Below are 13,764 nucleotides of genomic sequence, written 5' to 3' on the forward strand. Positions count from 1 at the left end.
TTAAGGCAATTTATTGGGGAGGTGCCTATGCTCAATCAAGAACTTGAACTCAGTCTTAATATGGCTTTCGCCAGAGCGCGGGAGCACAGACACGAGTTTATGACCGTGGAGCACCTGTTGCTGGCATTGCTGAGCAACCCTGCCGCGCGGGAAGCGCTAGAGGCATGTACGGTGGATCTGGTGGCATTACGCCAGGAGCTGGAAGCCTTTATAGAACAAACCACGCCAACGTTACCGGCCAGCGAGGAAGAGCGTGACACCCAACCAACGCTGAGCTTCCAGCGCGTATTACAGCGCGCCGTCTTCCATGTTCAATCATCTGGTCGTAATGAAGTTTCCGGTGCCAACGTTTTGGTCGCCATCTTCAGCGAACAAGAGTCCCAGGCGGCTTATCTGCTGCGTAAACACGATGTCAGCCGTCTGGATGTGGTGAACATTATTTCCCATGGTGCACGCAAAGACGAGCCGGGTCAGGCGCCAAATGCAGAAAATCCGGTGAATGAAGAGCAGGCGGGAGGGGAAGACCGTATGGAGAACTTCACCACCAATCTTAACCAACTGGCGCGCGTCGGCGGTATCGATCCGCTGATTGGCCGCGAAAAAGAGCTGGAGCGTGCAATTCAGGTACTTTGCCGCCGTCGTAAAAACAATCCGCTGCTGGTCGGCGAATCCGGCGTCGGGAAAACCGCGATTGCCGAAGGTCTGGCATGGCGAATTGTGCAGGGCGATGTACCGGAAGTCATGGCCGAATGTACGCTGTACTCGTTGGATATCGGCTCGCTGCTGGCGGGAACTAAATACCGCGGTGACTTTGAGAAACGTTTCAAAGCGCTGCTGAAACAGCTAGAGCAGGATAAAGACAGCATTCTGTTCATCGATGAAATTCACACCATTATCGGCGCCGGTGCTGCTTCCGGTGGGCAAGTGGATGCCGCGAACCTGATCAAACCGCTGTTGTCCAGCGGCAAGATTCGGGTGATTGGCTCCACGACCTATCAGGAATTCAGCAATATCTTTGAAAAGGATCGTGCGTTAGCGCGCCGTTTCCAGAAAATTGATATTGTTGAGCCGACGCCCGAAGAAACGGTGCAAATTATCAATGGGTTGAAACCGAAATACGAAGCTCATCACGATGTACGCTACACGGCGAAAGCCATTCGGGCGGCGGTGGAATTGTCGGTGAAATACATCAACGATCGCCATTTGCCGGATAAAGCCATTGATGTCATTGATGAAGCTGGTGCGCGCAGCCGATTGATGCCGGCGAGCAAACGCAAAAAAACCGTCAACGTTTCAGATATTGAATCTGTGGTGGCGCGTATTGCTCGTATTCCGGAGAAAACTGTCTCTGCCAGCGATCGTGACGTACTGAAAAACCTGAGCGACCGTTTGAGTATGTTGGTCTTCGGGCAAGATAAAGCTATCGACGCTCTGACTGAAGCGATCAAAATGAGCCGCGCGGGTTTAGGTCATGAAAATAAACCTGTGGGTTCGTTCCTGTTTGCTGGCCCGACCGGGGTGGGTAAAACTGAAGTCACAGTGCAATTGGCCAAGGCGCTGGATATCGAACTGCTGCGCTTTGATATGTCCGAATATATGGAGCGCCATACGGTTAGCCGCCTGATTGGTGCGCCTCCGGGCTACGTTGGCTACGATCAGGGCGGTTTGCTGACCGACGCGGTTATCAAACACCCTCATGCGGTTCTGTTGCTGGATGAGATTGAAAAAGCGCATCCCGATGTCTTTAACCTGTTATTGCAGGTGATGGATAACGGTACGCTGACGGATAACAATGGTCGTAAAGCGGATTTCCGCAACGTGATTGTGGTGATGACCACCAACGCTGGCGTGCGGGAAACTCAGCGTAAATCGATTGGCTTCCAACAGCAGGATAACAGTACCGATGCGATGGAAGAGATCAAAAAGGTGTTTACGCCGGAATTCCGGAACCGTTTGGATAACATCATTTGGTTCAACCATTTGTCTCCTCATGTGATTCAGCAGGTTGTCGACAAGTTTATCGTCGAGCTTCAGGCGCAGTTGGATGCCAAAGGCGTGTCGCTGGAGGTCAGCGATGAAGCGCGTAACTGGCTATCTGAGAAGGGCTACGACAAAGCTATGGGCGCGCGGCCGATGGCGCGGGTGATTCAGGAAAATCTGAAGAAACCGCTGGCTAACGAACTGTTGTTTGGCTCTTTGGTTGATGGCGGCTCGGTGAGCGTTGGTCTGGATAAAGAGAAACAGCAACTGGCTTACGAATTCCAAAGCGCGCAAAAACGCAAAACGGAAGGCGCGGTACATTAGTCTTAGCGCAATAAGCTAGTTGAATCAGACGTGAAATAAATGGAAGGGCGATAGCGATATCGCCCTTTTTTTTGTACTCAGTCCGACTCATTCGAAATGGGAATGGTGCGGAAGGGGTAAATAACAGAAAAAGCAAAACGCCCTAGCCAATAAAATGGTAAGGGCGCCGGAGGGGGGACTACATCCTCAGAGCTCGCTAGCAACTAGCGACTGGGCAGCCGATTAACGGCTACGGAAGACAATGCGGCCTTTGCTCAGGTCGTACGGGGTCAGCTCTACAGTGACTTTGTCACCCGTCAGGATGCGGATATAGTTTTTACGCATTTTACCGGAGATATGAGCGGTTACCACGTGCCCGTTTTCCAATTCAACACGGAACATGGTGTTCGGCAGCGTATCAAGAACGGTGCCCTGCATTTCAATATTGTCTTCTTTGGCCATCGAATCCTCTAGGAGTAACTACCTTAGTTTTTAACCGGCAAGATAATGCCGAAAAACCCACATTATGTAAAGAAGTGTTGGCAGTCATCACACCATTTCTGCAAAATTAGTCTGCTGAGGAGGGGATAAAGCCTAATGTGGGGTGCTTTTGTAACATTGATCTTTACGGCATCGCGATTTCGACATCCAGCGATTGCGGTAACCAGCATTCAGCCGGTAGCGGACTAAACTGGAGTTGACTCAAGTGCTGCAAAAAGTGGCTGCGAGGGATCTCTCTCGCACCCAGCGACGCAGTGTGAGCGTTGAGGACCTGACAGTCAATCAGTTCTCCACCATGACGGGTAAAATGATGACAAAAAGCCATTAATCCGCTTTTTGAAGCGTTCTCCACCCGGCTAAACATTGATTCTCCGCAAAAAAGTGCGCCCATCCCAATACCATACAACCCGCCAACGAGTTCATTATTTAACCATACCTCCAATGAATGAGCGTGGCCCATTTCATGTAATTGGGCGTAGGCCTGCTGTACATCGTCACCAATCCAGGTTCCGTCATCGGGACGATCGGCGCAGGCGGCGACCACTTCACGGAACGCCTGGTTCAGTGTGAACCGAAATGGGCAGCGGCGCAGGAAGCGACGCATGCTACGGCTGATATGTAATTCTTCGGGGAACAGCACCGCTCGCGGGTCCGGCGACCACCATAAAATCATCTCGCCCGGGCTAAACCACGGGAAAATACCGCGCTGATAGGCCGCGAGTAACCGTGATGCCGATAAATCGCCACCTAACGCCAATAGGCCATTAGGCTCGCGCAGAGCCAGCTCAGGTGAAGGGAACGCGTAAGAATGTGATGAGAGGTGGGTAAGACGCATAAATCCCCTTAACGGCGCTTACAGGCGCTTTTGGCTGTAGAGTATTGATAATGCCGCCGTTATCCCAGCGGCATTTGATAACATTAGCCAGAAATCGTCTTAAACTCACAATAAAACTTAGCGGCGCTGACGGAACTGATAATACCGGCCTTTATTTTTCAATAAAGTCTCATGATCGCCCTGTTCAACGATCTGGCCGCCGTCCATCACGCAAATGCTATCCATTTGCTCCAGCCCATACAGGCGATGCGTCACCAGAATCAGACTCTTGTGCTGACAGTGTTGGCGCAGCAGCGCCAGTATTTGTTGCTCGGTTTCCGCATCCAGACCTTCGGTCGGTTCATCCAACAATAACAATGGAGCAGGATGGAGCAGCGCCCGCGCAATACCCAAACGGCGTTGTTCGCCACCGGAAAGTGGGCGACCGCCGTCTCCCATCCAGGCATTTAACCCTTCGTCATTATCCAGAAGATTACCCAGGCCGACTTGTTGTAACGCGGTGATTAGTTGCTCATCGCTAGCGGTTGGGCAGGCGAGCAGCAGGTTTTGTCGCAGCGTACTGCTGAAAACGTGTACTCGCTGGCTGACTACCGTCATCATCTGGCGTAGAGAAGCTTCGTCGTAGCTCGCCAGCGGCTGGCCGTTGAGCCGGATTTCACCCTGATTGGGATCCCAGGCGCGGGTGAGTAATTGTAATAGCGTTGATTTACCACAACCTGTGCGTCCCAGTAGCGCAATATGCTCTCCTGCGGCCAGTGACAGCGTTATATCCTGCAATACAGGCAAAGGCTGGTCTGGATAGGTAAAACTCACCTGTGCGACTTCCAGCGCTGCCTGTGAAGCGATCTCAGGGCCGGTTTGGGGGAAGGTGACTTCCGGCTTCTGTGCAATAAGCTGCGCCACGCGCTCAGCGGAAGTTATCACCTGCCCAAGATGCTGGAAAGCACCTGCAACCGGCAGTAGAGCCTCAAATGACGCCATCGAAGCAAAAACAAACAGGGCAATCAATGCGCCCGGTTGGCTATAATCGCCGACGCCAGCCGCGGCCAGCCACAGCATTAGCGTGACGGTCATGCCGGTCGCCAGAATCATCAATGCCTGCGCCAAACCTGCCAGCGAAGCCTGTTGCTGCTGACGAGTCAACCAACGCCGTTCGATATCTTCCAAAGTATGGCGAAAACGTCCTAACGCGCCGAAGACCAACAGTTCGGCCTGACCTTGCAGCCAGGCGGTCAGTTGTGTGCGGTAGTGGCTACGGAATACGGTGAGATCGGCACCGATAGGTTGACCGGCGCGGTAGAAAATCAGCGGCAGAATTAGCAGCAGCCCCAGTAGAATGGCACCTAGGGTCAATGCCAGCTCGACATCAAGGAAACTCAGACCGAAGGTAACGGCAGCGATGATCGCCAGCGCGGCGATTAACGGCGAAATGACCCGCAGATACAGATGATCCAACGTATCGACATCAGCCACCAAGCGGTTGAGCACTTCACTCTGACGAAAACGGGCAATCCCGGCAGGGGAGAGCGGTAAAATGCGCTGAAAGGTAAATACCCGCAAATGCGCCAGCACCCGGAAGGTAGCATCGTGGCTCACCACGCGCTCGGCGTAGCGTCCGGCGGTGCGTAAAATGGCTGAACCGCGAACGCCCGCGGCGGGAAGCAAATAGTTAAAGGTATACAAACCCGGCGGGCCAGCGAGTGCAGTACCAGCGAGGAACCAGCCGGACAGCGTCAATAGGCCAATGCTGGCCAGCAAAGTAATAATAGCCAGCAAAATGCCGAGGCTAATCAAGAACCAATGACGGCGGTAAAGCGCCAGAAATGGAAGAAGCACGCGCATGATTAAAGCTCCTCACGGCGATAAGACAGCAGGTTGGCGAAAGGCCCCTCAGACTGACTCAGTGTGGTGTAATCCCCTTGCTGAACCAGCAGCCCGCGGTCCATTACCCAGATTTGGTCATAATCTAGCGTATCTTCTAACTGGTGCGTCACCAGTAGCGTAGTCTGCATTCGCGAAGCCTCGTTTAATGCTTTCATCACTAATTGTTCGCTGTGGGCATCCAGACTGGCGGTTGGCTCATCCAACAGCAGTAGCCGGCAAGGATTTAACAAGGCGCGCGCCACGGCGACGCGCTGTGCCTGACCAACGGATAGACGAGCCGAATGATCGCCGATTTCCGTGGCTAACCCGTTGGGCAAATCCCCGAGGAACTCATTGACGTAGGCACGTTCAACCGCCTGTTGCAGCTGCTGTTCGCTGGCGTCGGGCTGATTGAGCAGAATATTGCTGGCCAAAGTCTGCTCCGGCAAATAAGGGTTTTGGCCTACCCAGCTTAGCTGGCTGCGCCATGCCTGAGGGGCAAGTTCGCGCAGTTCAATGCCGTTAACCCGCAGAGAGCCACGATAAGGCAGAAAGCCCAGTAACAGATTGAGTAATGAGCTTTTTCCTGCGCCACTCTGCCCAACAATGGCAATGCGCTGGCCGGGTTGTAGCGTGAAATTCAACGGGCCAGCCAGGCGAGTGCCGTTGGGTGCCAGTATTTCCAGTTCGGCGGCTTCCAGCGTGATTAAACCTTCGTCGGGTAGGTTTTTATCCCCCTGACCGATAGCTTCGCCTTCGCTGGCGAGGAACGTCACTAATGATTCCGCCGCGCCAACGGCCTGCGCTTTGGCGTGATAGAAGGTGCCGAGATCGCGCAGTGGTTGGTAAAACTCAGGAGCCAGAATCAGCACCAGAAAACCGGCAAACAGGGTGACGCCCAATCCGTAGCTGCCAAAATTCAATTCGCCAAGATAGGAAAAACCGAAATAAACCGCGACAACGGCAATAGAAATAGCGGCGAAAAATTCGAGAACCGCCGAGGAAAGGAAGGCCATGCGCAGCACTTCCATGGTCCGGCTGCGGAAATCTTCGGAAGAATCACGGATTTGGTCGGTTTCGGCCTTCGCCCGATGAAATAAGCGCAAGGTGTCCAAACCGCGCAAGCGATCGAGGAAATTGCCGCTCAATCGCGCCAGTGCAACAAAGTTGCGGCGGTTAGCATCTGCTGCGCCCATGCCGACTAGCGCCATGAAAATCGGGATCAGCGGAGCGGTGACGAACAAAATGAGTCCTGCGGCCCAGTTAATCGGGAAAATCGCAATCAAAATCAACAGCGGAATCAGACCGGCCAGATACATTTGTGGTAAATAGCGCGAATAGTAATCCTGCATTTCCTCAATTTGTTCAAGAATAATGGTCGCCCAACTGCCGGCTGGTTTGCCTTTTACCCAGGATGGCCCGAGTTGTTCAAGGCGATCCAGCACGATTTTACGAATCTGCAATCGCACCTTCATGCCGCAGATAAAACCTACCCGCTCCCGTAGCCAACTGACCACGGCGCGCGCTGCGAAAGTTCCAGCCAGCAGCAAGAAGTCGTTGGTCAGAGCCTCTCGCGGCATCTGATCCATAATCAGCGCCTGCAATAATCCGGCTAATAACCAGGCTTGAGCGATGATCAATAACCCGCTGAGCAAACCAAGTAGCATGGAAAGGCGGAGCCAACGTTGCGCGGGGGCGCTTTGTTTTTTCAGCCAACGAATCAACTCATATTGTCTTGTTTTATTCATCAGGCAATTATTCTGCGCAGGAAATGGGATGATAAATTTATCAATAGATGTCTGCTCCCCGAAGAGGGCAAACCGGCGAAAGGCAATGTTACCTTGTCCCTACGCCTTGTGAAAACAAATAAGGGGGAAATAGTGGTTTTAAACAAGTTTAAGAAAAATACAGGAAGAGGTTATTTTGATTTACCTCATTGATTGTAAATCAAAAAGTAGAAATGATTCGTTTTTTGGTTTTTATTTCATCGATTATTACTGAAACCAACCAATCACAATTAAATAACAAGTGATTGACATGGGGAGTGGCGAGTTAAATAGGTTTTTTGCACTGTTATTTTATATTGTTGCCAACTGTATCTTTACTTTTTAATTAAACGGATTGCAGGTAATCCATGAGGCTTGGCCGTTTTGAACGCACGAACAACTCGGCGGAGATATAAATAAAGTGAAGCCACGAATAAAAAGGCGACTCATCTTGCGATTGAGCCGCCTGTTTCTTCGAGCTAGCCTGAGTCGTTCTTCAGGCCGGGTCGATTACTTATCGTTGACCAAGCCGTCCAGATAACGCTCCGCGTCTAACGCAGCCATACAGCCGGTGCCCGCGGAGGTAATCGCCTGACGATAAATATGATCCATGACGTCGCCGGCGGCAAATACGCCAGGTACGGAAGTCTGGGTCGCGTTGCCCTGAATGCCAGACTGCACTTTGATGTAGCCGTTTTCCCGTTCCAACTGATCGCCGAAAATTGCGGTGTTTGGGCTGTGGCCGATGGCGATAAATACGCCAGCAACTGCCAGTTCTTCGGTTTCATCGGTTTGGGTTGAACGCAAACGCACGCCGGTAACGCCCATTTGATCGCCCAACACTTCATCCAAAGTGCGGTCGGTGTGCAACACGATATTGCCGTTCTTCACTTTTTCCATCAGACGGTCGATCAGGATTTTTTCCGAACGGAAAGTATCACGGCGGTGAATTAGATGTACTTCTTCCGCAATGTTTGCCAGATATAACGCTTCTTCAACCGCAGTGTTACCGCCGCCGACTACCGCGACTTTCTGGCCACGATAGAAGAAACCGTCGCAGGTTGCGCAAGCGGAAACGCCTTTGCCTTTAAAGGCTTCTTCAGATTCCATCCCCAGATAACGGGCCGATGCCCCTGTGGCGATGATCAGAGCATCACAGGTATATTCTTCGCTATCGCCGAATAGACGGAACGGACGCTGTTGCAGATCGACTTTATTGATATGGTCGAAAAGAATTTCGGTTTGGAATTTCGCTGCGTGTTCGTGCATACGTTCCATCAGCGCCGGGCCGGTTAGACCTTCTGGGTCACCGGGCCAGTTTTCAACTTCGGTGGTGGTTGTCAGCTGGCCGCCTTTTTCCATCCCGGTAATCAAAACGGGCTTCAGATTGGCGCGGGCGGCATAAACTGCCGCGGTGTAACCCGCAGGACCTGAACCAAGAATAATTAATTTGCTGTGCTTAGCCGTGCTCATGAATACCTCTTTCCCACAATGGCGGACAATGTTAGGGATTGTAGGGAAAATGTGACAGTAAAAAAAGCGAACAAAAATGTTGTTAGCGATTTGTTTGATAGGTGATGACTATTTTCTCAGCGAAATGCATTAAGAATAAGCAGTTAGGAGAGAAACCTATCGGATGGGGCTTTTTTAATCGCGGCTACATTTGCTCTCGGACATGGCTGTCCGCAAGTGGTTGGCCTTAACCCTACGAATTTTGTGCCCTCATCTGTCACTTCCACCCGAATTCAGCGGAATTTTCTCTCTGAACATGAGGTAAAAAAAGCGTAAAAACGAGGGGAAAATGAGCGAGTGAGATTTTTTATCTGGCACGTTCTACTGATTTAACTTCTTTTACTTTGACAATCGGCTGTGCATTTGCGAAAACATCATAGGAAGAAGAAATTATCTGCGCGCCATAATTTCAGAATTGGTATCACTGATATCAATCGAAAACCCTGGAACGTTTTCGATTAATGCTGGGTGGCTACGTGCAGTGATTTCTCGGTATCGTTGGAAAACATCCCATTCGGCACCGCGATGTTTTCATCTCTTTCGGGACGCTAATAATCATCGAGTACCTCGCATGCGGTTGGACAGACAGGGTGTGAGATAGGAACATGTTGATATATTTGCACAAAAACAGGCTGTGGGTCTTTGTCTGTGGCAGGCTCAGAACACCGACTTCCGGTTAGGGCATGTGGCGGATTCAAGGAAATTAAGAGAGACAATAAGATGATAGACAATAAGAAACGCCCGGGGAAGGAGCTTGACCGTATTGACCGTAACATCCTGAATGAGCTTCAGAAGGATGGTCGGATCTCAAACGTAGAGCTTTCAAAACGTGTAGGTTTATCGCCTACGCCGTGTCTGGAACGTGTTCGCCGCTTAGAGCGCCAGGATTTCATTCAGGGCTACACTGCGCTGTTAAATCCGCAATATCTGGACGCTGCACTGTTGGTTGTTGTTGAGATTACTCTGAATCGTGGTGCGCCAGATGTGTTTGAACAATTTAACACCGCAGTGCAAAAACTTGATGAAATTCAAGAGTGTCACTTGGTTTCCGGCGATTTTGACTATTTGCTGAAAACCCGCGTGCCAGACATGTCTGCCTACCGTAAATTGCTTGGTGAAACCTTGCTGCGTCTGCCGGGAGTGAACGACACCCGTACTTACGTAGTTATGGAAGAAGTAAAACAGAGCAATCGTCTTGTGATCAAGACGCGCTAAACGGGCAGGTGCAAAACCTGAGTAATTTGGTTACACTCCTGTTTATTCATACAGTTTCAGCGCCGGGAAGGTTTCTCGGCGTTGTTTCTATTACCAATTCACAGGACCTGGAGAGCCTTTCTTGAGCCAGGAATATACAGAAGATAAAGAAGTTACCCTGAAGAAACTCAGCAACGGGCGTCGTTTACTTGAAGCCGTACTGATTGTGGTAACTATTTTGGCAGCGTACCTGATGGCCGCGCTGATCAGTTTCAACCCTTCCGATCCAAGCTGGTCACAGACCGCATGGCATGAACCTATTCATAATCTGGGTGGCAGCGTTGGCGCCTGGATGGCCGATACGTTGTTCTTCACCTTTGGTGTGCTGGCTTACGCCATTCCGCCGATCATGGTGATGTTGTGCTGGGCCGCATTCCGCCAGCGTGATGACAGCGATCATATCGACTATTTCAGCCTCTCTCTCAAACTGATCGGCACGCTGGCGCTGATTTTGACATCCTGCGGGCTGGCTGCGCTGAATGTCGATGATTTGTACTACTTTGCTTCCGGCGGTGTGATTGGCAGCCTGTTCAGTAACGCGATGCTGCCGTGGTTCAACGGCGTGGGCGCGACGCTGACGCTGCTGTGTATCTGGGCGGTAGGCTTAACCCTGTTTACCGGCTGGTCATGGCTAGTTATTGCCGAAAAAATCGGTGGGGTAGTGCTGGGTTCTTTGGCCTTTCTGACCAACCGTTCCCGCAGATCTGAGCGTCAAAGAGATGAAGATGACGATTATCTGGATGCCGAAATTGCCGATGAACCCGACGCTCAACCCGGCGTAGCCGCATCGGTCGTTGCTGCGACAACAGCCAACGCGAGTGATGACGTTGATGATGTCCTGTTCTCGGCACCATCGCTGACTAAAATCCCAACGGAAAGTCCTGGTGAAAATGCCGCTGTTGCTCCGGTTATCCCTGATGCTGCGCCACAGACGGCAGCAGCGCCTTATGATGATCCGCTTCTGAGCACGATGAGGGCAACAGACGTTGATGAGACACAGACTCAGCATCAGCCGTGGGCTTCGACAGAAACGGCGCCGGCTGAAACTGCGTCAGCGCAAAATGTTAGCCACAGCGCATCGCCAATGACCGAGAATCTGGCGACACCGCCGCTATATTCCTTCGAAATTCCTGAAGAAACACCGGCACCGATCCGCCCAACCGCCGAGCCTGAGAAACGTGAGCCGCAAATGGGCACATGGGATGCCGATCCGCAGCCGTCGCCGTTTGATTTTACCGCCGCTCAGCGCCACAGCGATCGCGTGGAATCAACGCCTTATATGAATCCTGGTTTCGGTGACGAGTCGGGCGCTGAAAGCTCACCTTCGGCTGTCACCGGCTCTATTCCTGCAGTGGGTCATGGGGTGTCCACGGCCGCCGCGGCAACCTTTATGCCAGCGTTTACCGCTATAAGTGACAGTAACTCCCAGATTAAACAGGGTATTGGCCCTGAGTTGCCTCGTCCTAACCCTGTGCGTATTCCTACCCGTCGTGAAATGGCTTCTTATGGTATCAAGTTGCCGTCACAGCGCATGGCAGAGCAGGAGCAACGCGCTCGTCAGGGCGATGAGCCTCAGCCTAGCGCGCCGCAAAGTGTGGAAGCGCAGCACGACGAAGATGCGTTGCAACAGGCCATGCTGCGTAAAGCTTTCGCCGATCGGGAAAACCAGCGCTACGGTGAAAATTATGCCGCAGAGCCAGAGCCGCAGATCGAACCGGAAGATGAACAAGCGTTGCAGGACGCGGAGCTGCGTCAGGCCTTTGCTGCTCAACAGCAAAGTCGTTACGGGATATCTTCTGAATCTGAGCCAGTCGTGGTGCCAAGTCGCCCGGTTGATACGCATAATGCATTCACCTTCTCGCCGGTTGCGGATTTGGTCGACGATACGCCGCGCGAACCGCTGTTTACGCTGTCACCTTATACCGAAGAGCCCACGCAGCCGGAACCGCAGTATCAGGCTGAACCTCCAGTGCAGCAGCCAGCCGCACCCGTCTATCAGCAGCCGGTGGCTCCTCAGCCTGCGGCACCAGCGGAGTCGGCCTATTCGACAGCCCAGAATGCGCCGACTTATCCGACGGCTGCTCCGCAGGCACCGGCCGCACCTCAACCGGTACCGCAGCCTGTTCCTGCTATGGACAGCCTGATTCATCCGTTCCTGATGCGTAACGATCAGCCGCTGCAAAAACCAACGACACCACTGCCGACGCTGGATCTGCTGGCTTCTCCGCCAGAAGAGGAAGAACCGGTGGATATGTTTGCCTTGGAGCAAACTGCGCGTTTGGTTGAAGCGCGTCTTGGAGATTATCGGGTCAAAGCCGAAGTGGTGGGAATATCGCCGGGGCCGGTGATTACCCGCTTCGAGCTGGATTTGGCTCCAGGGGTGAAAGCTTCACGTATTTCTAACCTGTCGCGCGATTTGGCGCGTTCTCTCTCTGCCATTGCGGTGCGCGTGGTGGAAGTGATTCCAGGTAAGCCTTATGTCGGGTTGGAGTTACCGAATAAACGTCGCCAGACCGTCTATCTACGAGAAGTGCTGGACTGCGCTAAATTCCGTGATAACACTTCGCCGCTGGCTATTGTGCTGGGTAAAGACATTGCCGGGCAGCCGGTGGTGGCGGATCTGGGCAAAATGCCACACTTACTGGTTGCGGGTACGACGGGTTCCGGTAAATCGGTCGGTGTTAACGCCATGATCCTGAGTATCTTGTATAAAGCGACTCCGGATGAAGTTCGTTTCATCATGATCGACCCGAAAATGCTGGAACTGTCAGTGTATGAAGGTATTCCTCATTTGTTGACCGAAGTGGTTACCGATATGAAGGATGCCGCTAATGCGCTGCGCTGGTGTGTGGGCGAAATGGAACGACGTTATAAGCTGATGTCCGCGCTTGGCGTGCGTAATTTAGCGGGTTATAACGAACGCGTGGCGCAGGCTGAAGCTATGGGGCGTCCGATTCCCGATCCGTTCTGGAAACCAGGCGACGGCATGGATATCGAACCGCCAATGCTGGTGAAACTGCCATACATCGTGGTGATGGTAGATGAATTTGCCGATTTGATGATGACCGTCGGTAAGAAAGTGGAAGAGCTGATTGCCCGTTTGGCGCAGAAAGCGCGTGCCGCAGGTATTCATCTGGTGCTGGCGACTCAGCGTCCATCGGTGGATGTGATCACCGGCTTGATTAAAGCTAACATACCGACTCGGATTGCCTTTACCGTGTCCAGCAAGATCGATTCCCGTACCATTCTCGATCAGGGCGGTGCAGAATCGTTGTTGGGCATGGGTGATATGCTGTATATGGCGCCAAACTCATCGATACCGGTGCGAGTGCACGGTGCCTTTGTACGCGATCAGGAAGTGCATGCGGTGGTTAACGACTGGAAGGCTCGCGGGCGTCCGCAGTACATCGAAAGCATCCTTAACGGCAGTGATGACAGCGAAGGCGGTAGTTTAGGGCTGGATAGCGATGAAGAACTGGATCCGCTGTTCGATCAGGCTGTCAGCTTTGTGTTGGAAAAACGCCGAGCCTCTATTTCCGGGGTTCAACGCCAGTTCCGCATTGGTTATAACCGAGCTGCCCGTATTATCGAACAGATGGAAGCCCAGCAAATCGTTAGTCCGCAAGGCCATAACGGTAACCGTGAGGTGTTAGCTCCACCGCCTCATGAATAATCGTTATCAATGATCGGATCATGACGTATAAAAGGGCCGCATTGCGGCCCTTGAGCTAAAAGATAAAGCGCGTTTAA

The 13,764-nt window shown here is 52.3% G+C and carries 7 protein-coding genes and 2 pseudogenes; 4 read left to right on the forward strand and 5 right to left on the reverse strand.

The window, feature by feature from the left end:
• Window positions 1–27: 27 nt before the first annotated feature.
• Window positions 28–2,304, forward strand: coding sequence for an ATP-dependent Clp protease ATP-binding subunit ClpA (gene clpA, locus PL78_RS02550; protein ID WP_064512862.1), 2,277 nt, complete (start codon window positions 28–30; stop codon window positions 2,302–2,304).
• Window positions 2,305–2,526: 222 nt separating this feature from the next.
• Here the strand turns inward: clpA and infA are convergent, their stop codons facing one another.
• The 5 genes from infA to trxB form a co-directional block, all read right to left on the reverse strand.
• Window positions 2,527–2,745: a translation initiation factor IF-1 gene (gene infA, locus PL78_RS02555; RefSeq protein WP_002211347.1), complete on the reverse strand. Its 219-nt coding sequence runs from the start codon at window positions 2,743–2,745 to the stop codon at window positions 2,527–2,529.
• A gap of 163 nt (window positions 2,746–2,908) precedes the next feature.
• The gene (aat, locus tag PL78_RS02560; RefSeq protein ID WP_064512864.1) at window positions 2,909–3,619 is read right to left on the reverse strand and encodes a leucyl/phenylalanyl-tRNA--protein transferase; all 711 of its coding nucleotides are present in this window, start codon (window positions 3,617–3,619) and stop codon (window positions 2,909–2,911) included.
• Window positions 3,620–3,736: 117 nt separating this feature from the next.
• The gene (cydC, locus tag PL78_RS02565) at window positions 3,737–5,461 is read right to left on the reverse strand and encodes a heme ABC transporter ATP-binding protein/permease CydC (RefSeq protein WP_064512866.1); all 1,725 of its coding nucleotides are present in this window, start codon (window positions 5,459–5,461) and stop codon (window positions 3,737–3,739) included.
• A 2-nt stretch (window positions 5,462–5,463) separates the two neighbouring features.
• Window positions 5,464–7,230, reverse strand: coding sequence for a heme ABC transporter permease/ATP-binding protein CydD (gene cydD / locus PL78_RS02570; RefSeq protein WP_064512869.1), 1,767 nt, complete (start codon window positions 7,228–7,230; stop codon window positions 5,464–5,466).
• 528 nt (window positions 7,231–7,758) lie between these two features.
• Window positions 7,759–8,721, reverse strand: coding sequence for a thioredoxin-disulfide reductase (trxB, locus tag PL78_RS02575; RefSeq protein WP_064512871.1), 963 nt, complete (start codon window positions 8,719–8,721; stop codon window positions 7,759–7,761).
• 759 nt (window positions 8,722–9,480) lie between these two features.
• Here trxB and lrp point away from each other — a divergent pair.
• The 3 genes and pseudogenes from lrp to PL78_RS21025 form a co-directional block, all read left to right on the forward strand.
• Complete coding sequence (lrp, locus tag PL78_RS02580; protein ID WP_004717338.1) at window positions 9,481–9,975, forward strand: leucine-responsive transcriptional regulator Lrp; 495 nt, start codon at window positions 9,481–9,483, stop codon at window positions 9,973–9,975.
• A gap of 121 nt (window positions 9,976–10,096) precedes the next feature.
• Window positions 10,097–10,880, forward strand: a pseudogene (locus PL78_RS21020) (DNA translocase FtsK 4TM domain-containing protein); the annotation flags it as partial.
• Window positions 10,881–11,455: 575 nt separating this feature from the next.
• A pseudogene (locus PL78_RS21025) lies at window positions 11,456–13,687 on the forward strand (DNA translocase FtsK); the annotation flags it as partial.
• Window positions 13,688–13,764: the final 77 nt, after the last annotated feature.

This window comes from Yersinia entomophaga, assembly GCF_001656035.1.
GTDB classification, from domain to species: Bacteria; Pseudomonadota; Gammaproteobacteria; order Enterobacterales; family Enterobacteriaceae; genus Yersinia; species Yersinia entomophaga.